The 19,797-nt window shown below is 67.7% G+C and carries 14 protein-coding genes; 10 read left to right on the forward strand and 4 right to left on the reverse strand.

Annotated elements, in window-relative coordinates:
• Window positions 1-1,899: a M61 family metallopeptidase gene (locus ACFPK0_RS14200; protein WP_377341666.1), complete on the reverse strand. Its 1,899-nt coding sequence runs from the start codon at window positions 1,897-1,899 to the stop codon at window positions 1-3.
• Between the two features lie 280 nt (window positions 1,900-2,179).
• On the opposite strand from ACFPK0_RS14200, the gene ACFPK0_RS14205 reads away from it, so the two are divergent.
• Complete coding sequence (locus tag ACFPK0_RS14205; protein ID WP_377341668.1) at window positions 2,180-3,277, forward strand: GGDEF domain-containing protein; 1,098 nt, start codon at window positions 2,180-2,182, stop codon at window positions 3,275-3,277.
• A 40-nt stretch (window positions 3,278-3,317) separates the two neighbouring features.
• Here ACFPK0_RS14205 and ACFPK0_RS14210 read toward each other — a convergent pair whose 3' ends face one another.
• The 3 genes from ACFPK0_RS14210 to ACFPK0_RS14220 form a co-directional block, all read right to left on the reverse strand.
• Entirely contained in the window at window positions 3,318-4,805 is a 1,488-nt protein-coding gene (locus tag ACFPK0_RS14210) for an amino acid permease (RefSeq protein WP_056084421.1), read from the reverse strand.
• Between the two features lie 67 nt (window positions 4,806-4,872).
• Window positions 4,873-5,916, reverse strand: coding sequence for a glycerophosphodiester phosphodiesterase (locus ACFPK0_RS14215; RefSeq protein WP_377341670.1), 1,044 nt, complete (start codon window positions 5,914-5,916; stop codon window positions 4,873-4,875).
• Window positions 5,913-7,661 (reverse strand): alkaline phosphatase, encoded by a 1,749-nt coding sequence (locus tag ACFPK0_RS14220; protein ID WP_377341672.1) that lies wholly within the window; start codon window positions 7,659-7,661, stop codon window positions 5,913-5,915. Before ACFPK0_RS14220 ends, ACFPK0_RS14215 begins: the two co-directional genes overlap by 4 nt.
• A 163-nt stretch (window positions 7,662-7,824) precedes the next feature.
• On the opposite strand from ACFPK0_RS14220, the gene ACFPK0_RS14225 reads away from it, so the two are divergent.
• The 9 genes from ACFPK0_RS14225 (at window position 7,825) to leuB (ending at window position 19,767) form a co-directional block, all read left to right on the forward strand.
• Window positions 7,825-9,810 carry a bifunctional 2',3'-cyclic-nucleotide 2'-phosphodiesterase/3'-nucleotidase gene (locus tag ACFPK0_RS14225; RefSeq protein WP_377341674.1) on the forward strand — a complete coding sequence of 662 codons (1,986 nt, stop codon included), beginning with the start codon at window positions 7,825-7,827 and terminating at the stop codon, window positions 9,808-9,810.
• A 407-nt stretch (window positions 9,811-10,217) separates the two neighbouring features.
• A complete protein-coding gene (locus ACFPK0_RS14230; protein WP_377341676.1) occupies window positions 10,218-11,387 on the forward strand; it encodes a homoserine dehydrogenase family protein in 1,170 nt (389 codons plus the stop codon).
• A complete protein-coding gene (locus ACFPK0_RS14235) occupies window positions 11,384-12,364 on the forward strand; it encodes a homoserine kinase (protein WP_377341678.1) in 981 nt (326 codons plus the stop codon). The genes ACFPK0_RS14230 and ACFPK0_RS14235 overlap by 4 nt, the downstream gene beginning before the upstream one ends.
• Complete coding sequence (gene thrC, locus ACFPK0_RS14240; protein WP_377341680.1) at window positions 12,361-13,683, forward strand: threonine synthase; 1,323 nt, start codon at window positions 12,361-12,363, stop codon at window positions 13,681-13,683. The genes ACFPK0_RS14235 and thrC overlap by 4 nt, the downstream gene beginning before the upstream one ends.
• A gap of 421 nt (window positions 13,684-14,104) precedes the next feature.
• The gene (locus ACFPK0_RS14245) at window positions 14,105-15,712 is read left to right on the forward strand and encodes a 2-isopropylmalate synthase (RefSeq protein ID WP_056084407.1); all 1,608 of its coding nucleotides are present in this window, start codon (window positions 14,105-14,107) and stop codon (window positions 15,710-15,712) included.
• On the forward strand, window positions 15,709-16,698 hold the full coding sequence (locus tag ACFPK0_RS14250; protein WP_056084406.1) for a branched-chain amino acid transaminase: 990 nt from the start codon (window positions 15,709-15,711) through the stop codon (window positions 16,696-16,698). The genes ACFPK0_RS14245 and ACFPK0_RS14250 overlap by 4 nt, the downstream gene beginning before the upstream one ends.
• A complete protein-coding gene (gene leuC / locus ACFPK0_RS14255) occupies window positions 16,695-18,107 on the forward strand; it encodes a 3-isopropylmalate dehydratase large subunit (RefSeq protein ID WP_377341683.1) in 1,413 nt (470 codons plus the stop codon). Before ACFPK0_RS14250 ends, leuC begins: the two co-directional genes overlap by 4 nt.
• Complete coding sequence (gene leuD, locus ACFPK0_RS14260) at window positions 18,104-18,685, forward strand: 3-isopropylmalate dehydratase small subunit (RefSeq protein ID WP_377341685.1); 582 nt, start codon at window positions 18,104-18,106, stop codon at window positions 18,683-18,685. The genes leuC and leuD overlap by 4 nt, the downstream gene beginning before the upstream one ends.
• Entirely contained in the window at window positions 18,682-19,767 is a 1,086-nt protein-coding gene (leuB, locus tag ACFPK0_RS14265) for a 3-isopropylmalate dehydrogenase (RefSeq protein ID WP_377341687.1), read from the forward strand. Before leuD ends, leuB begins: the two co-directional genes overlap by 4 nt.
• Window positions 19,768-19,797 lie beyond the last annotated feature (30 nt).

Here is a 19,797-nt window from a genome sequence, read left to right on the forward strand (position 1 = left end):
TCAGCGTGCCTTGAGCAGCTTGCCCAGCGTGTCCGGCTTGCTGTCATCGCGCACCAGGTGCGGGTACTTCAGGCCGCCGTGGTAGTCGATGCGCACGGTCTTGTACTCGTCGAAGTTCTTCACCAGCAATTCCACCGGCTGGTTCTTGTCCTTCGCCGCGGCGGTGACCGCGTCCTTCAGCGCGTCGGCATCGTACTCACGGTTGTTGACCGCCACCACGGTCATGCCGGGGGAAATGCCCGCCTTGAACGCGGGGCTGTCCCACAACACGTCGCCGATGGCGCCGCTCTTGCCGATCGACAGGCCGATCGAATAGGTGAGGTCGGCGGAATGCCGGCGTGCCTCGACGGCCTTCACCATGTCGGACGGCTTGTCGTCGTAGACCAGCTTCCAGCCGTGTGCCTCGACGCCGCCGATGAGCGGGCCGTGGCCGTCCAGCCGCGTGCGCAGGTAGCTGCTCCAGTCGTACGGCTGGATGTCGTTGAGGGTCTTGACCACATCCTCGAACACGTAGGTGTTGACGCTCCAGTCGCCGTCGTTCATGCCGAAGAACGCCTTGGCGAAATCGTCGATGGAGTGCTTGCCGCGGCTGAGGTCGCGCAGCTTGGCGTCCACGTCCAGCCAGATCATCTGGCCGCCGGAGTAGTAATCCTCGCTGGCCTGGTAGTTGCGGTACGGCAGCGGCGCGCGCTGGGCGATGATCGGGTCGTTGGTGGTGTCCTGCAGGTTGCGCCAGCTGGCCAGGCCCGGGCGGCCGCGGTCATAGCGCGCGGCCACTTCGGCCAGCGCATCGCGGGTCTGCACCTCGCTCCACAGGCCCGAGCGCGCTGCCATCACGAAGCCCCAGAACTGGGTCTGGCCTTCGTACACCCACAGCAGCGAGTCCTCCATCGGCACGTTGAAGCTGGGTGTTGTGAGGTCCGCGCCGCGACGGTATTTGCCGTCCCACGAGTGGTTGAACTCGTGCGGCAGCAGGTCGCGGTCCAGCACGTTCTTGTCCCACTCGGTGAAGTAGCCGGTGCCCACGCCGTTTTCGCTGGAGCGGTGGTGCTCCAGGCCGTTGCCACTCATCTTGTCGCTCAGCGAGAACAGGAAATCGTAGTGGTTGTAGTGGCGCGCGCCGTACAGCTTGTACATCTGCTGCACCAGGTTGCGGTGCACTTTCAGCTGCTCCGGCGTGATCTCCAGATACTTCGGCGCATCGGCCACGATGTTGAGGTGCACCGGCACCTTGGCGCCCGGGTCCAGGTCTACGCGCTTGAAATATTTGCCCGCGTAGATCGGCGAATCGACCAGGCTGTTGTAGCTGATCGGCTTGAAGTGCACGGTGTCGCCGTCGCGCGAGGCCACTTCCAGCGCACTGCCGAACTGCCAGCCGGCGGGGAATTTCACGCTGGCCTTGGCGGTGATCCCCTTGGTGGCGTAGCCGGCCGGGTACAGCGAGCTGGCGTTCCATTGCAGGTTCAGCATTTCCGGTGTCATCACCACGCGGCCCTGGTTTCTTTCCTGCGGCGAGAGAAACTGGAAGGCCACCTCCACGCTGCTGGCGCCGGCCGGCACATCGACGTGGAAGGCGTAGACGTTCACCGTGTCGCGCTTCCACGGCAGCGTCTTGCCGTTGGCGGTCACTACCAGGCCGGCCAGCTTGTCGATCGGCCCGGTCGGCGAATGGTTGCCCGGCAGCCACTGCGGGTACAGCAGGGTCAGCGGACCGGGCTGCGCCGGGATGACCTCGTGCACGCGGAAGATGCGATGGGCCACGTCGGTGGCATCCACGTTGATCTGCACGGTGCCTTCGAACGGCACATCGCGCGGCGGTGGCACATCGGCGAAAGCCGCGAAGGAGCTGATCCCGAGGGCAGCGGCGGCGAGGGCTGAAGTGAGGCTGGTGAGTTTCAAAAGCTTCTCCGGGGAAAGGGATCGGATCGGGCGCCCGACAGGCAGCGCCGCACCCGCAGCGCAAACGAAGCCACGCGGCTCGCCTGGAGCGTGTTTCGCAGGCAAAGCTGTCATGACAGAGATACGGCCCGTCGATGCTAGACCGGCGCCCCTGCGCTTAACCCATGCCGAAGGTCACGGCCCCACCCACTGGCGTGGCCTTGGCATCGATCTTGCTGAGTCACCCTCAGTGTCTTTGCGAGTTGATCCGTTCCCGCACCGCTTCACCCACGAGACCTCCATGGCCGCCTTGTTCGAGAGCCGACGACACACCGACGACGCCGACCAGCGCCGCGAATACGTTCGCTATCTGGCGCGGCAGCGTGGCCCGATGATCCATGCGCTGATGCTGGTGGCCACGCTGGCTTATGCCGTGGCGGCCATCGCCAGCACCTTCATCCGCAGCTCGGCCCTGCCGTTGCCGCTGCGATTGGCGCCGCTGCTGCCGCTGCTGCTGGTGGCAATGACGGCACGCCGCGCAAGCGAACCACGACACCTCAGCCTGCTCGCGCTGCTGTGCGTGTTGTTGCTGGAAGGCGGCATCAACCTCAACAGCATCGGCAATGTCCACGGCGCCTCGGGCGTGATGCCGGGGTTGCTGCTGCCGGTGGCTTCGTCGGTGATCTGGCTGGCCCGCTGGGACTTCCTCTGCGCCATGGCGCTATGTGCGCTGGGCCCGCTGCCGATGCTTTTGCTCGGCGACATCGACCACACGCGGCTGGTGCAGTACGTGGTCTACATGTTCATCGCGATCATGCTGTCGACTGTGCTGCGGGCCTTCATGGCACGCACGCTGTTTGCGCAGTTTCAACTGGAGCAGCAACTGCGCGAGCGCGCCAACACCGACGATCTCACCGGATTGCTGTTGCGCAACCGCTTCCTTGAACTGGCCCGACGGGCGCTGCGCGAGCTGCACCAGCAACAGCGGCCGGCATGCCTGCTCTATCTGGATGCCGACCACTTCAAGCTGCTCAATGACAACCACGGCCATGCCGCCGGCGACGCCGCGCTGGTGGCGCTGTCCCGGGTGTTGCGCAGGCAGTCACGCGGCACGGATCTGCTGGCGCGCATCGGCGGCGAGGAGTTTGCCCTGCTGTTGCCCGGCCTCGACCTGGCCCAGGCGTGCCGGCGCGCCGAACTGCTGCGCCAGGCCGTACGCAAGGTCGAACGGCCGGACGGCCCGCTGACCATCAGCGTCGGCGTGGCCGCCTGCCAGCTGCCGCACGAAAGCATCGAAGCCCTGCTGGCCCGCGCCGACCAGGCGATGCGCGAGGCAAAGCGCGAAGGCCGCGACCGGGTCATCAGCAGCCGGCACCGCGCGGCCGAACAGGTCAATTGACGACGCCCGGCGGCACCTTGCCGCCGGGCGCCTCGTCACATCACGGTTCGCGTTCCAGCCGGCTGTGCCGGATGCCGAAGCCGAAATAGATGACCAGGCCCAGCGCCATCCAGATGATGAAGCGCTCGATGGTGATCCACGGCAGGCCGCCCAGCAGGTGGAAGCGGCCATCGCTGAACCATGGCCAGCCGATGATCAGGAACAGCGAAAACAGCATGCCCGCCGGAGCCACCAGCCACAGCGCCGGAGTGCGAAAGCCGCGGGGAAGATCCGGCCTGCGCACGCGCAACAGCAGCACCGAGCCGCAGATGATGATGAACGCGGCCAGCGTACCGATATTCACCAGCTCGGCCACCTCGCCGATCGGCAGCGAACCGGCCACCAGCGCGGTGAACACGCCCAGGATGATGGTCGGGCGCGCCGGCGTGCCGTACTTCGGGTGCACGCTGGCGAACCATTTCGGCAACAGGCCGTCGCGCGCCAGCGCAAACCAGATGCGCGCCGCGCCCAGCATGAAGGCGAACATCACGCTGGTGATGCCAGCCACCGCCGCCACCGAGATGATGCCGCGCACCCAGTGCAGGCCCAGCGCCTTGAACGCCGCATCCACCGGCGCCGGGCCGGCCAGTTGCTGGTACGGCACCATGCCGGTCAGCACCAGCGACACCATCACGTACAGCGCCATCGACACCGCCAGCGACAGCAACACGGCGCGCGGCAGGTCGCGCTGCGGGTTGGTCGATTCCTCCGCCGCCGTGGTCAGCGTGTCATAGCCGAACACCGCGAAGAACACGATGCTGGACGCGGCCAGCACGCCGCCCCAGCCGTACTGGGTCAACCCTTCGCTGGTGATCGCCGCGGGGATGAACGGGTGCCAGTTGTCGGTGTTGACGTAGAACACGCCCACGCCGATCACCAGCGCCACGCCAATCACCTTGATCGCCACGATCACGGTGTTTGCGCGCGCGCCCCATTCGGTCTTCACCGTCAGCATCCAGGCGATCAGCAAGGTGACCGCCGCGGCGATCACGTTGAACACCTTGCCGCTGTCCGGGTTTTGCGGGTCGTAGGCGCCCTGCGCCCAGACCGGCAAGTGCACGCCGAACAGCTGCTCGATCAGTGCCTGCACATAGCCGGACCAGCCGATCGCCACCACGCCCACGATCAGCGCGTATTCGATCAACAGGTCCCAGCCGATGATCCAGGCGAACAACTCGCCCAGCACCGCGTAGCTGTAGGTATAGGCGCTGCCGGTAACCGGGATCAGGCCGGAAAACTCGGCATAGGCCAGCGCGGCGCAGGCGCTGCCCAGGCCGGCGATGAGAAAACTAAGCACGACCGCAGGGCCGGCATTGGCGGCGGCCTGCTGGCCGGCGAGAACGAAAATACCCACGCCGACGATCGCACCCACGCCGATCGCGGTGAGCTGCCACAACCCCAGCACGCGACGGAAATCGCCGCGCTGCCCGGCCTCGGCCTGCAGGTGTTCGATTGATTTGTGACGTACCAGTTTGGCGATAAAACCCATAGAGCTTTTCCCCTTGCGACAATGGGCCAGCATAACAAAGGCTTTTTTTGCCGCATTTGACGCGGTTTCAGCGCTGTTCTAGTGCCTTGCGCCCCAACGCGGGATCGTCGGTGAAGAAGCCATCGATGCCGGTAGCGAGATAGGCGCGGATCTCGGCGATGGAGCCGGCCTCGTTGCATGCTTCCGGTGCTCCGCCGTCGTGAAAATCGGCGGCAATGAAGATGTTTTCCGGGCGAAACGTATACGGCTGCACCTGCAGCCCCGCCTCGTGCGCGTCGCGCACCAGCGTGGTCGGATGCGCCAGCCGGCCATCGGCGCCAAGCGGAATGATCATGCGCGTCGGCGGCGCGATCGCATCGGCATACGTGGCGATCCGGTGCAGACCTGCGGGCGTGAGCATCTGCGCATAGGTCAGCGTGCCATGCGCGGCCAGCACATCCGCCGGTTGCGGATGATCGTCATCGATCAATTGCAGCAGGCTGATGTTGGCGCGTTCCGGTCCCAGCCGGCGACGCAGGTACAACAGGTTGCCGATCTCGAAGGACTGCAGCTCCACCGGCGCATGGCGCGTGTAGCTGTGCGCGGCCAGGATATCCAGCACGCGATCCTCCATCGGCAGACCGAGTCCGCGCGAATAGCTGCCGTGCTTCAGCTCGGGAATGAGACCGATGGTTCGCCCGTGCAGGTTCGCCTGGGCCGCCAGGAAATCGATGATTTCCTCCAGCGTGGGAATCGCGAACATGCCGTCGTAGCGCGTCCCGCGCAGCGGTGGCAGCCGCTCGCGGGCACGCAAGCGTTTCAGCTCGGCCAGGGTGAAATCCTCGACGAACCAGCCCTCGACCAGGTCGCCATCAATGCGCTTGCGCGTGCGGCGGCTGGCGAACGCGCGGTGATCGGCCACGTCGGTGGTACTGCCGATCTCGTTGCCGTGGCGCGCCACCGGGACACCGTCGCGCGTCATCACCAGATCGGGTTCGATGAAATCGGCACCGTCAACAATCGCCTTGGCGTACGACGCCAGCGTGTGTTCCGGCCGCCATGCGCTGGCGCCGCGATGGGCGATCACCCGCACCTGCGCGGCGATCGGCAACTCCGGCGCCGGCGTTGTCACCGGGTGGTGGCGGGTGCGCCCAGCTGCTGCAGCCAGGCCTGCCGCGTGGGTCGATCCACCGGCACGCCATCGCCATTGCAACCGCCCAACCGGCACAGTTCGGCGCGGATCCGCGGCGCATGCTGCACGATGATGTGGAAGATCGCGTTCTGCTCCAGCTCGCCATGGAACGCCGCCGCACCGGGACCGCTGGCGAAAATCGCCACGTCCTCGCCGCCATGCGTTTCGCCGCCCAGCGGCACCACCGCCTCCTGCATGTAATCCGGAGCGGTGGTGTCGACATTGGTGAGGTCAGGCCGCCCCTTGCTGATCGCCGTGAAATGTTTCGGCTGGTGCGGGAAATGTTTCGGCCCCTCGGGCTGCTCGTCGCTGGCACCGGTGTAGCCGGGGCCGTTGGCGAAACCCAGCGTGGTGTACGGCAAGCCGGTCGCGTCGTGCGCCAGAGCGCCCGTGCTTTCCTCGTCGTAACTGTCGGTGGTGCCGCGCACCTTGCCCAGGATCGGGTTGCCACGGCGCGGGTAGCCGGCGAAGGTCAACGTGTGGCTGTGGTCGGCGGTCACCACAATCAGCGTATTGGCCGGGTCGGTGGCGTCCAGCGCGGCCTGCACCGCGTCGGCCAGGCTGATCGTTTCATCCAGCGCGCGGTACGCGTTGCCCGCATGCAGGGCATGGTCGATGCGGCCTCCCTCGACCATCAGGAAGAAGCCGTTCGGGTTCTGCTTGAGCACGGTGATCGCGCTGCGCGTCATCTGCGCCAGGCTGGGTTCGCCGCCGGGGCCTTTCGAGCGGTCGTGTTCGTACTGCATGTGCGACGGCTCGAACAGGCCCAGCAGGCGTGGCGTGTGCGCCAGATCCAGCGCATCGAGCTGGGCGGTGTTCCAGACGTATTTTCCGTCGGGGTGTTTGGCCGTCCATTCATCAATGAGGTTGCGGCCATCGCTGCGCGCGCCCGTTTTCTTCGGGTACTCCGGATCGGCCACGCCGGTGGGCAGGAAATTCCGCCGCCCGCCGCCCATCGCCACGGTGAGTCCGTTGGCGGCGGGAAAGTCGATCAGCTGCGTCGCGAAATCCTTGCAACCTTCGGCGCGTGCCGCGGCCGGCATCGCCGCGTCCACCTCCCAGTTGCGTTCGGGCAGGTGGCCGTACGTGGCCGCGGGCGTGGCGTGGGTGATCCGTGCCGTGCTCACCGCGCCGGTGCTCATGCCCGCGGCGGCGGCCAGCTCCAGCGTGCTCACCAGTTCCTGCCCGCGGCTGGCGGCGCAATCCTGCCGGGTCGGCACCTGCGACACGCCGATGAAGCCGGCGCGCGTCTTCACGCCGCTCATGATCGCGGTCATGGTGCCGGCCGAGTCGGGGGTCTGCTGATCGGTTTCGTAGGTGCGCGACAACGCGCTGAAGGGCAGCTTCTCGAAGCTGAGGCGATAGCTTTCGCCATCCACGCCCTTGCGCTGGCCCGCCATGACGTGCGCGGCCGCGATCGTGGGGATGCTCATGCCGTCGCCCAGGAACACGATGACATTCTTCGCCCGCTGGCCATCGACATGCGCCTGGGCGGAAGCCTGCGCGGCCTGCGCCGCACCGTTGCGGAACCACCACTGCGGCGTCTCGCCCTGCGGCCGCTGGATGGCCGGCACATCGATCGCGGCATGCGCGGATGTCGTGGGTGGCACGCTGGCGCAAGCGCCCAGCAGCGAGAGCGTGATGCCGACGGCAAGGTGGCCGGCGATGGAGGAACAACGGTGCATGGCGGTACTCGGTGGAAGGGCGGAGGCGCGCAAGCGCGGCATGATAGTCGTTGAACATGACAGATCGCGTGATCATCGCCGACCGTGACTGACAGCATTGGCGCCGGCACGGCCGCATGCCTATCCTGCCGCTTTGCGCCCGGACGGCGCACGGACCTCCCCCATGTCGAACCGCGCGCTGCTCCCGCTTGTTTTCGCCACCGCGCTGCTGGCCGGTTGCGCCAGCCAGCCATCGCATCCGGTGGCGGCACCGAATGGTGCGCGCGCCAGCGTGGCGATCCTGGAGACCACCGACGTCCACGCCAACGTGCTCAGCTACGACTATCACAAGCTGAAGGCGGACGACTCGCTGGGCTACGAGCGCACCGCCACGCTGATCCAGCGCGCCCGCGACGAGTTCCCCAACACCTTCCTGTTCGACAGCGGCGACACCATCCAGGGCACGGTGCTGGCCGATTACCAGGCGCTGGTGAAACCGGTGCGCTGCGACCAGGAGCTGGCGATCTACCGGGCGATGGACGCGGTCGGCTACGACGGCGGCACCGCCGGCAACCACGAGTTCAACTACGGGCTGGGCTTCCTGTCGCAGGTCACCGGCACGCCGATGAATGTCGACGGCGGCCACGCCGACCGCTGCGCGGGGCCGCACTTTCCGCTGGTGCTGGCCAACGTATACAGCGCGCGCGATGGCAAGCCGATCTTCCAGCCGTGGACGGTGGTGACCAAGACCATCGAGGTGTACACCGCCGACGGCAGCAAGCTCAATGTGCCGTTGAAAGTGGGCATCATCGGCTTCACGCCGCCGCCGATCATGGACTGGGACAAGCGGAATCTCGCCGGCAAGGTCACCGTCAGCGGCGTGGTCGAGGCGGCGAAAAAATACCTGCCGCAACTGCAGGCGCAGCATCCCGACCTGATCGTGGCGATCCTGCACGGTGGCCTCAACACGGCGCCGTACACCCCGACCATGGAAAACGCCGGCTGGTACCTGGCCGGCGTGCCCGGCATCGACGCACTGTTGCTGGGCCATTCGCACACCGAGTTCCCCGGCCCGCGCTACGCGGGCATGAAGGACGTCGACGCGAAACGCGGCCTGGTGCGCGGCGTGCCCGCCGTGATGGGCGGCTTTTTCGGCAAGGACCTGGGTGTGATCCAGCTGGTGCTGGAGCGCAAGGACGGCCGCTGGGTGGTCAATCGCGACGAGAGCCACAGCGAGGTGCGGCCGATCTGCAAGGCGAAGGATGATTGCGTGCCCGCCGATCCCGCCATCGCACCGCTGGTGCAGAAAGCGCATGAAGCCGCCATCGCCTACATCGACACCCCGATCGGCAAAAGCACGCTGCGCATGAGCAGCTATTTCGCCGACGAAGGCAACCTGACCGCGCTGGCGCCGGTCAATGCGGCACAGGCCGATTACGTGCGCAACCAATTGCCGCGACTGCATCCGGAGCTGGCGAAGGTGCCGGTGCTTTCCGCCGCGGCCGCCTTCCGCACCGGCTTCGGCGGCGTCGACGACTACACCGACGTACCCGCCGGCCCGCTGACCCTGCGCAGCGCCGCCGACCTGTACTTCTACCCCAACACCCTGGCCGCGGTGAAAACCGACGGCGCCGGGGTCAAGGCGTGGCTGGAAAAATCCGCCCAGCGCTTCAACCGGATCGACCCGGCCAAAACCGGCGAGCAGGCGCTGATCAACACGCGTTTCACCGGCTACAACTTCGACCAGATCCAGGGCGGCATTCATTACCTGATCGACGTGTCGAAGCCGGTGGGCCAGCGCATCGTTTCACTGACCTTCCACGGCAAGCCGGTGAGCCCGACCCAGCCGTTCATCGTGGTCACCAACAATTACCGCGCCAACGGTGGCGGCCATTTCCCCGGTCTGGACGGCGGCAGCATCGTGCTCAGCGTGGCGGACGGCAACCGCGAGATCCTGGCCAAGTGGCTGGAACAACGCGGGACCGTCGGCGCCGCCGCGCTGGAACTGGCGACCTGGCGTTTCGCGCCGCTCAAGACCCGCGGCCCGGTGGTGTTCAGCGCACCCGGCGGCAAGCTGCCCGTGGCGCGTGCAGCAGGACTGACGAACATCAGCGTGCTTCGCGACAACGGCGACGGCACCGCGACCTACGCCATCGACCTGGCGCACTGATCGGCGGCGCACCGATCGGCGCAGTACGGCGCAAGCGGCGTTCGTTGCGGCGCCGCATTCCATCCACACAGCGTGTGCAGCACGCCGGAAGCGCCGCCCTGCGCGCCGCATAAAGTTACAAATGAATCTGTTGACTGCAGTGCAGCAACGCCTTTATGGTCGACTTCATGTCGCCGTCATCCACGCCAGCACACATGCATCCCATGCCGCCTGATCGCGGCTCCGTGTCGCCGTCGTTCGACGCCATGATCATTACCGCCACGATTACCCCGATTACCATTACTGGCTTCGGGTGGGTATCCGTGCGCGCATAGAGTTACAGACGCAAACGGCCCCGCCCTCGATGATGCGGGCCGGCACACACCGATCACCGCCAGCGAGCACGGGCCTCTTCCGGAGAGGCAATCGTGAACACCTGCGCACCACCACTCGTCGATCAACTGCAGCCCTTGCCGCTGACCGCGACCACGCCCGGCTCGACCGTGCGCCGTCGCGTACTGGCTGTCGGGCTGATCGGCCCCGGTCGGGTCGGCAGTGCCCTGCTGGCGCAGTTGCGCGCGGCCCAACCGCGGCTGGCTCGCGATGCCGGGCTTGATCTGCGACTGTGCGGCGTGGCCGCCAGCAAACGCATGTGGCTCGATTGCGACGACCCGGAACTGCGCGTCGGCCTCGGTAGCGGCGCCGAGCGCGCCCAGATCTGGCGCCCGGGCAACCTCGACGAATTCGCCGCCCACGTCACCGGCGAGGACGGCCGCCACGCCCTGCTGATCGACTGCAGCGCCAACGACGCCGTAGCCGAGCGCTACGCCGACTGGCTGGCGGCGGGCATCCACGTCGTCACCCCGAACAAGCTGGCCGGCAGTGGACCGCTGGACCGCTGGCACGCGATCCGCGCCGCCTGCGCCAACGGCGGCGCACGTTTCCGCTACGAAGCCACCGTTTGCGCCGGCCTGCCGATCGTGCAGACCTTGCGCGACCTGCTCGATACCGGCGACGAACTGCTGGCCATCGACGGCATGTTCTCCGGCACGCTGGCCTGGCTGTGCAACCGCCACGACGGCAACCATCCGTTTTCCACCCTGGTCCGCGAAGCCCATGCACTGGGCTATACCGAACCGGACCCGCGCAACGACCTGTCCGGCATGGACGTGGCGCGCAAGCTGGTGATCCTGGCGCGCGAGGCCGGCTGGCCGCTGTCGCTGGACGAGGTCGACGTGCAGAGCCTGGTGCCGGCCGAGCTGGCGGCCTTGTCGCCCGAGGCCTTCATGCAGCGCCTGCCCGAACTCGATGCGCCGATGGCCAGCCAGCTGGCCGCGGCCCGCGCCGGCGGTGGCGTGCTGCGTCACGTTGCCAGCCTCGACCGCCACGGCCACGCCAGCGTGAAACTGGTGGTCCTGCCGGCCGATCACACCTTCGCCCACACCCGCCTGACCGACAACATCGTGCAGTTCACCACCCGCCGTTACTGCGACAACCCGCTGGTCGTGCAGGGGCCTGGCGCCGGGCCGGAGGTCACCGCCGCGGGCGTGTTCACCGACCTGCTGCGCATTGCCGAATCGCTGGGGGTGCGCGCATGAACGCGTCCGCCATCGCTCCCGCACGCAACGAAGCCGGCCGAGACGTCGCCTGCGCGGTGGCCTATGCCAGCGTCGGCAACGTGGCGGTGGGTTTCGACATCCTGGGCCACAGCCTGGCCGGCCCCGGTGACCGCGCCGAGGTGCGGCGCATCGAGGCACCCGAAGTACGCATCGACGCGATCCGCGGCTGCGTCACCGCGCTGCCGACCGACCCGCAGAAAAATACCGCCGGCGTGGCCCTGCTCGCATTCCACAAGGCGATGGGGTTGGACCATGGCTTGGAGCTGACCCTGCACAAGGGCATCGCGCTGGGCTCGGGCATGGGTGGCTCGGCCGCTTCCTGCGTGGCCGCGCTGGTGGCCGCCAATGCGTTGCTGCCGCTGCCGCTTTCGCACGAAGCGCTGTATCCGTTCGCGCTGCAGGGCGAGGCGCTGGCCAGCGGCAGTCAGCACGGCGACAACCTCGGCCCGATGCTGCTCGGCGGCCTGGTGCTGGCCACCAAGACCCGGTTGTTGCGCGTGCCGGTGCCGGCAGCGTGGCATTGCGCGCTGGTGCACCCGCACTACGTGCTGGAAACGCGCAAGGCGCGCGCCGCACTGGCGGGCAATTACGCGCTGGGCGAGTTCGTGTCGCAAAGCACGAACCTGGCCCTGCTGCTCACCGGCTGCTACCGCGGCGAGGCCGCGCTGGTGCGCGAAGGCCTGAAGGATGTGCTGGTCGAACCGCGCCGCGCCGCGCTGGTACCCAATTTCGCCAAGGTGAAGCAGGCCGCGCTCGATCACAACGCGCTGGGCGCCAGCATTTCCGGCGGCGGCCCCAGCGTGTTCGGCTGGTATGAATCACGCGCCGAAGCCGAGAGCGCAGCTGCCGCCATGCACGCCGCCTTCGCCGAAGCGGGGCTGGACAGCGACGCCCTGGTGTCGCCGGTGAACGGCCCGGCTGCCGCCGTCATTTCCGCCATCGAGGGCAATCCATGAGCCGCATCGAACCCCTGCTCTACACAAGCACCCGCGCACGCAGCCCCTCGGTGGAGATCAGCCAGGCGATTGCCGCCGGGCTGGCACCGGATGGCGGCCTGTATGTGCCCGAGGTACTTCCCAGGATCGACCCGGCCACGTTCGACCCGCGCGGCAGCATCGCCGACACCGCCGCCACGCTGCTGGCGCCGTTCTTTGCCGGCGACCCGCTGGCCGACGAACTGGCTGCCATCTGCGGGGAGGCGTTCGTGTTCGACGCCCCGCTGCGCCCGCTGCCGCAACATCCGCAGAGCCTGATGCTGGAGCTGTTCCACGGGCCCACCTCGGCGTTCAAGGATTTCGGCGCCCGCTTCCTGGCGGCATGCCTGCAGCGCTTGCCGCGGGCGAGCGGCCAGCCGTTGACGATCCTGGTGGCCACCTCCGGCGACACCGGCGCCGCGGTGGGCGCGGCCTTCCACCAGCGGCCCGGCGTGCGGGTGGTGATCCTCTACCCCGACGGCAAGGTCTCGCCGCGCCAGGCGCACCAGTTGGGCAGCTTCGGCGACAACGTCACCGCGCTGCGGGTGGATGGGCGTTTCGATGATTGCCAGCGGATGGTCAAGGCGGCATTGAACGACGCCGCGTTGCAGGCGCAGGTGCCGATGTCGTCAGCCAACAGCATCAGCCTCGGCCGACTGCTGCCGCAGATGAGCTATTACGCGTACACCGCGCTGCGCTGGTGGCATGCGCACGGCGAGCCGCTGAACTTCATCGTGCCCACCGGCAACCTGGGCAACGCACTGGCCTGCCTGTGGGTGCGCGAGATGGGTCTGCCGATTGGCGAAGTACGCCTGGCATGCAACGCCAACGCCACGCTGGCGGATTATTTCGGCGGTGCCGAGTACACGCCACGCGACGCGGTGGCGACGCTGGCCAACGCGATGGACGTGGGCGCACCGAGCAATTTCGAGCGGCTGCGCTGGACCTACCCCGATCCGTCGGTATTGCGCCACCTGCTGCGGGCCGACTGCGTGGATGACGCAACCATCCGCGAAACCATCGCGCTGCATGCACGCCAGCATGGCGAGGTGTTCTGCCCGCATACGGCCACGGCGATGCATCTGCTCGACCAGTTGCGCGCCGCCGGCGACAGCGCCAGCTGGGCGGTGGTGTCCACGGCCCACGCCGCCAAGTTCGAAAGCGTGGTGGAACCATTGCTCGGCCACCCGCTGGACGTGCCACCGGCACTGGCGGCGATGCTCCAGCGCCCGGCAACCGCGCTGCCGTTGGCGGCCACCGACGCGGCGCTGCACGACTGGCTGCTTGCGCACAAGGCCTGACCAACCGTACGTCGACGAATGGTTGAATCGCCATGATGGCCCGCAAAGTACGCCCCGCGTCGATGGACGTCCGGACTTCTGGACGTCCATACGGTGGCGTGCGTTATCCGTTGTGTTCAATTACAAACGTAAGTGTTGACAAGCCACAGGGTGTGCCGTACGGTCAACGACATGTCGCAGCGCAGCACACATCGCCGCATCACCGGAATGAATCATCCCGCGATGGTTGCTGGTCCGCCGCGATTGCGCGGCGCGCTCATCCTTGTCCTTGTACTCGTACTCCTTATTACCAACGGAGGTGCGGGCTGAGGGCATGTGTCCAGGTAGTTAGAAGATAACCTGATGACTCCCGAAGAACCCCGCACCCGGAAACGAATGCGGGGTTTTTTCATGCCCTTGGCGCCGCCCCGCGGAGCCAGCGATGAATAACCAACCGGCAGCAACGAACGACAGCAGCAACGGCGAAGACACAACGCCCGATCGCGTATTGATCTTCGACACCACCCTGCGCGATGGCGAGCAGGCGCCCGGCTTCTCGATGGATCTGCACGCCAAGCTGAAACTGGCACATGCGCTGGAAGAACTCGGCGTGGACATCCTTGAGGCGGGCTTCCCGCAGGCCTCACCGGATGACTTCAACGCGGTGGCGAAAATCGCCCAGTCGTTGACGAAGACCACCGTTGCCGGCCTGGCCCGCTGCGTTCCCGGCGACATCGACAGCTGCGCCCGCGCGCTGGAAGGCGCGCGTCGCTCGCGCATCCACCTGTTCCTGTCCACCAGCCCGCTGCACCGCGAGCACAAGCTGGGCATGAGCAAGCAGCAGGTCGTGGAAGCCACCGTGCGCTCGGTCGAGCGTGCCCGCCAGCTGTGCCATGAGGTGGAGTTTTCCGCCGAGGACGCGCTGCGCACCGAGCCGGACTTCCTGGTCGAGGTGTTCAACGCCGCCGCCGCCGCCGGCGCCACCACGCTGAACGCCCCCGACACTGTCGGCTACACCACGCCGGCGGAGATGTTCGAGTTGTTCACCTACCTGCGCAAGAACGTGCGCAACGCGGAGAACCTGATCTTCTCCAGCCATTGCCACAACGATCTGGGCATGGCCGTGGCCAACAGCCTGGCGGCGGTCAGCGCGGGCGCGCGACAGATGGAATGCACCATCAACGGCATCGGCGAACGCGCCGGCAATGCCGCGCTGGAGGAACTGGTGATGGCGCTGAAGGTGCGCGCACCGCACTTCGGCGTCAGCACCGGCATCGATACGCGCAAGCTGTACCCCACCTCGCGATTGCTGACCCAATTGACCGGCCAGGGCGTGCCGCGCAACAAGGCGATCGTGGGCGACAATGCATTCGCACACGAATCGGGTATCCACCAGCACGGCATGCTGAAGCATCGCGGCACCTACGAAATCATGCATCCGCAGGACGTCGGCATCGCCGAAACCAGTCTGGTGCTGGGCAAGCATTCCGGCCGCCATGCGCTGCGTGAGCGGCTGCAGAAGCTGGGGCATACGCCGGACGATGCCACCTTGGACGGCATCTTCGCCCGCTTCAAGATGCTGGCCGACCAGCGCCGCGACATCCACGACGACGACCTGCAGGCGCTGGCGCTGGGCCAGGACCCGGACACCACCGGCCCCTGGAGCCTGCTGCAGTTGAACGCCAGCTCGCAGCTGGGTGGCGGCAGCTCCACCGCGGTGACGCTGGTCCACGAGGATGGCCGCGAGGTCGCCGAAACAGGTGCCGGCGACGGCCCGGTCGACGCCGTGCTGCACGCCATCACCCGCGCCACCGGCATCGAACTGGCGCTGACCCAGTTCCAGATCCGCGCGATGGGCGAAGGTGGCGATGCCCAGGGTCGCGCCGAACTCACCGCCCGCCACGGCAGCCTCGACTGGCACGGCAACGGCGTCAGCACCGACATCGTGGAAGCCGCCGCCCTGGCCGCGCTGGCGATCGTCAACCGCATCGAACGGCAGGCTCCGGCCCGCTCGCATTCCGCACCGAAAGCACTGGAATCCACACCATGAGCACGCCTTTCATCTGGCACAACGGTCAGCTCAAGCCCTGGGCCGAGGCCAATGTCCACGTCAGCACCCACGCGCTGCACTACGGCTCCTCCGTGTTCGAGGGTGAGCGCGTGTACGCGACCCACCGCGGGCCGGCGTATTTCCGGCTGGAGGATCACACCCGGCGCCTGTTCGAGTCGGCCAAGGTCTACGAGATCGAGATCGGCTACACCGAGGCGCAGATCAACGCCGCCTGCATCGAGCTGATCCGCGCCAACAAGATGGAATCGGCCTACGTGCGCCCGATCGTGTTTCGTGGCGCCGGCGGCCTGGGCGTGCTGCCCAAGGGCGAGGCACCCGTGGACGTGGCGATCATGGCGCTGGACTGGGGCGCCTACCTCGGCGAGGCGGCCGAACGCGGCGCCGACGTGTGCGTGTCGTCGTGGAACCGGCCCGCACCCAACACCATTCCCAGCTGGGCCAAGGCTGGCGGCAACTACCTCAACAGCCAGCTGATCGGGCTGGAGGCGCGCCGCGGCGGCTACGACGAGGGCATCGCGCTGGGCCACAACGGCCTGCTCAGCGAAGGCGCCGGCGAAAACCTGTTCCTGGTCAAGCGCGGCAAGCTGCTCACGCCGCCGTCCAGCGCCGGCATCCTGGCCGGCATCACCCGCGACACCGTGCTGACGCTGGCGGCCGACCTGGGCCTGAGCGTGGAAGAACGTGACCTGCCGCGCGAGGCGTTGTATACCGCCGATGAGATCTTCATGACCGGCACCGCGGCCGAGGTCACACCGGTGCGCTCGGTCGATCGCAAGAACGTGGGCGACGGCACGCCCGGCCCGATCACCAAGGCCCTGCGCCAGGCATTCTTTGGCCTGTTCGACGGCCGTACCGAAGACCGCTGGAACTGGCTGAATGTTGTCAGTGACCGCGACAATCAAGAACCGGCCACCTACGGTCGGACTCCCCAACAACAGCCAGCGTCGACTGGAGCCAATGCATGACCGCAAGAACCCTGTTTGAAAAAGTGTGGGACGCCCACGTGGTGGCGCCCGAATCCACCGATACGCCCGCCGTCCTGTACGTCGACCTGCATCTGGTGCACGAAGTCACCTCGCCGCAGGCGTTCAGCGAATTGCGCCAACGCGGGCTCACCCTGCGCCGTCCCGATCGCACCCTAGCCACGCTCGACCATTCCACGCCCACGTTGCCCACCGGCGCGGACGGCGTGCGGCCGTACACCAATGCCGCCGCCAAGGCGCAGGTGGAACAGCTGGAAGCCAACTGCGCCGAGTTCGGCGTCACCCTGCATGGCTGGGACAGCGACCAGCGCGGCATCGTGCACGTGATCGGCCCGGAACTGGGCGCCACCCAGCCGGGCATGACCATCGTCTGCGGCGACAGCCACACCTCCACCCATGGCGCGTTCGGCGCGCTGGCGTTCGGCATCGGCACCACCGAGGTGGGCCACGTGCTGGCCACCCAGTGCCTGCTGCAGCGCAAGCCGAAAACCCTGGCCATCCACGTGGACGGCAAGCTGGCCCCCGGCGTGGGCGCCAAGGACCTGATCCTGCACATCATCGGCTCGATCGGCGTCGATGGCGGCACCGGCTACGTGCTGGAATACCGCGGCCCGACCATCGAGGCGTTGTCGATGGAAGAGCGCATGACCATCTGCAACATGTCGATCGAAGCCGGTGCCCGCGCCGGCCTGATCGCACCGGACGAAACCACCTTCGCGTGGCTGAAGGGCCGCCCGATGGCACCGCAGGGCGCCGACTGGGACGCCGCCGTGGCCCGCTGGCGCGCGCTGCGCAGCGACGAGGGCGCCAGCTACGACCGCGAGGTGCATTTCGACGCCAGCAAGATCGGCCCCACCGTCACCTACGGCACCCACCCGGGCATGGCCAGCGCCCTGAGCGCCACCTTGCCGGAACCCACCAACGCGCAGGAGCGCCGCGCCCGCGACTACATGCACTACGAGCCGGGCCAGTCGATGGAAGGCATGGCGGTGGACGTGGTGTTCATCGGCAGCTGCACCAACTCGCGCCTGCCCGACCTGCGCGAAGCCGCCAGCGTGTTGCGCGGTCGCCACGTCGCCGAGGGTGTACGCATGCTGGTGGTGCCCGGCTCCGAGGCGGTGCGCCGCGATGCGGAGCGCGAGGGCCTGCACCAGGTGTTTCTGGATGCCGGCGCCGAATGGCGCGTGCCGGGTTGCTCGATGTGCATCGCCATGAACGGCGATCTGGCGCAGCCGGGCCAGCTGGTGGTGTCCACCTCCAACCGCAATTTCGAAGGCCGCCAGGGCAAGGGCGCCCGCACCGTGCTGGCCAGCCCGGCCACCGCGGCCGCATCGGCCGTGGCCGGCGTGATCGCCGACCCGCGCGTGTACCTGACGGAGGTCGCAGCATGAAACCGATTACCCGCCTGCAGTCACGCACCGCCGTGCTGACCGACGAAAACATCGATACCGACCGCATCATCCCGGCGCGCTTCCTCACCACCACGGTACGTGAGGGCCTGGGCAAGCTGTGCTTCAACGACTGGCGCTACCAGAGCGACGGCTCCGACAACCCCGCCTTCCCGCTCAACCAACCGCAGTCGCAGGGCTGCGAGATCCTGGTGGCCGGGCGCAACTTCGGCTGCGGCTCCTCGCGCGAACACGCGCCGTGGGCGCTGCTCGACTACGGCATCCAGGCCGTGCTGTGCAGCGAGATCGCGGACATCTTCCGCAACAACGCGCTGAAGAACGGCCTGCTGGCGATCGTGATCGCCGAGGCGCAGCACCGCTGGCTGCTGGACAACCCCGGCGTGGAACTGACCATCGACGTGCAGGCGCAGACGATCACCCTGCCCGACGGCAGCCAGGTCGCGTTCACGCTGGAGCCATTCGCCCGCCACTGCCTGCTGAACGGCGTGGATCAGCTCGGCTTCCTGCTGCAGCACACCGACGCCATCGGCCATTTTGAGAAACAGGAGAAAGCGGCATGAAGGCACGCATCGTCACTCTGCCCGGCGACGGCGTGGGTCCGGAAGTCACCGCCGCGGCTGTCGCCGTGCTGCAAGCCGTGGCTGGCCACTACGGCCACGAGTTCACCTTCGACGAACAGCTGATCGGCGGCTGCGCCATCGACGCCACCGGCGAGCCGCTGCCCGCCGCCACGCTGGCCGCCTGCAAGCAGGCCGACGCGGTGCTGCTGGGCGCCGTGGGCGGGCCGAAATGGTCCGATCCGAACGCACCGGTGCGCCCCGAGCAGGGCTTGCTGGGCCTGCGCGCCGCGCTGGGCGTGTACGCCAACCTGCGCCCGCTGCAGGTGCATCCGGCGCTGGCCGACCTGTCGCCGCTGAAGAATGAGCGCCTGCAGGGCGTGGACGTGCTGTTCGTGCGCGAACTCACCGGCGGCGCCTACTTCGGTGCCAAGACCCGCACCGACGACACCGCCACCGACGAATGCAAATACACCGTGGCCGAAGTGGAACGCGTGGCCCGCCGCGCCTTCGCGCTGGCACGCGGCCGCCGCAAGCAGCTCACCTCGGTGGACAAGGCCAACGTGCTGGAAACCTCGCGCCTGTGGCGCAGCACGGTGCAGCGCATCGCCACCGAATTCCCGGACGTGAAGGTCGAGCACCAACTGGTCGATTCGATGGCGATGCTGCTGCTGAGCCAGCCGTCGCGCTACGACGTGGTGGTCACCGAAAACCTGTTCGGCGACATCCTCACCGACGAGGCCGCCGCGCTGGCCGGCTCGCTGGGCCTGTTGCCGTCGGCGTCGCTGGGCGAAAGTCGCGTGGGCCTGTACGAGCCGATCCACGGCTCGGCCCCGGACATCGCCGGCAAGGGCGTGGCCAACCCGGTCGGCACCATCCTCTCCGCCGCACTGCTGCTGCGCCACTCGCTGCAGCTGGAAGCCGAAGCCGTGGCGATCGAAGCCGCCATCGACCGCGTGCTGAGCGACGGCCCGCACAGCCGCGACATCGGCGGCCAGGCCGGCACGCAGGACGTGCTGGACGCGGTGCTGCAGGCCCTGGACGGCTACGCCAGCGCCGCCCCTTCCCTGCGCTCGGCCGGCTGACCGGACGCCCCCTTCCCCATGTCCTACTGG

Source organism: Rhodanobacter ginsenosidimutans (assembly GCF_042655685.1).
In the GTDB taxonomy this organism is placed as follows: Bacteria; Pseudomonadota; Gammaproteobacteria; order Xanthomonadales; family Rhodanobacteraceae; genus Rhodanobacter; species Rhodanobacter ginsenosidimutans.

Coding starts and splice junctions, on each gene's coding strand:
- ACFPK0_RS14205 (WP_377341668.1), top strand. CDS start 2,180: ATGGCCGCCTTGTTCGAGAGCCGACGACACACCGACGACGCCGACCAG.
- ACFPK0_RS14210 (WP_056084421.1), bottom strand. CDS start 4,805: ATGGGTTTTATCGCCAAACTGGTACGTCACAAATCAATCGAACACCTG.
- ACFPK0_RS14220 (WP_377341672.1), bottom strand. CDS start 7,661: ATGCACCGTTGTTCCTCCATCGCCGGCCACCTTGCCGTCGGCATCACG.
- ACFPK0_RS14225 (WP_377341674.1), top strand. CDS start 7,825: ATGTCGAACCGCGCGCTGCTCCCGCTTGTTTTCGCCACCGCGCTGCTG.
- ACFPK0_RS14235 (WP_377341678.1), top strand. CDS start 11,384: ATGAACGCGTCCGCCATCGCTCCCGCACGCAACGAAGCCGGCCGAGAC.
- thrC (WP_377341680.1), top strand. CDS start 12,361: ATGAGCCGCATCGAACCCCTGCTCTACACAAGCACCCGCGCACGCAGC.
- ACFPK0_RS14245 (WP_056084407.1), top strand. CDS start 14,105: ATGAATAACCAACCGGCAGCAACGAACGACAGCAGCAACGGCGAAGAC.
- ACFPK0_RS14250 (WP_056084406.1), top strand. CDS start 15,709: ATGAGCACGCCTTTCATCTGGCACAACGGTCAGCTCAAGCCCTGGGCC.
- leuC (WP_377341683.1), top strand. CDS start 16,695: ATGACCGCAAGAACCCTGTTTGAAAAAGTGTGGGACGCCCACGTGGTG.
- leuD (WP_377341685.1), top strand. CDS start 18,104: ATGAAACCGATTACCCGCCTGCAGTCACGCACCGCCGTGCTGACCGAC.
- leuB (WP_377341687.1), top strand. CDS start 18,682: ATGAAGGCACGCATCGTCACTCTGCCCGGCGACGGCGTGGGTCCGGAA.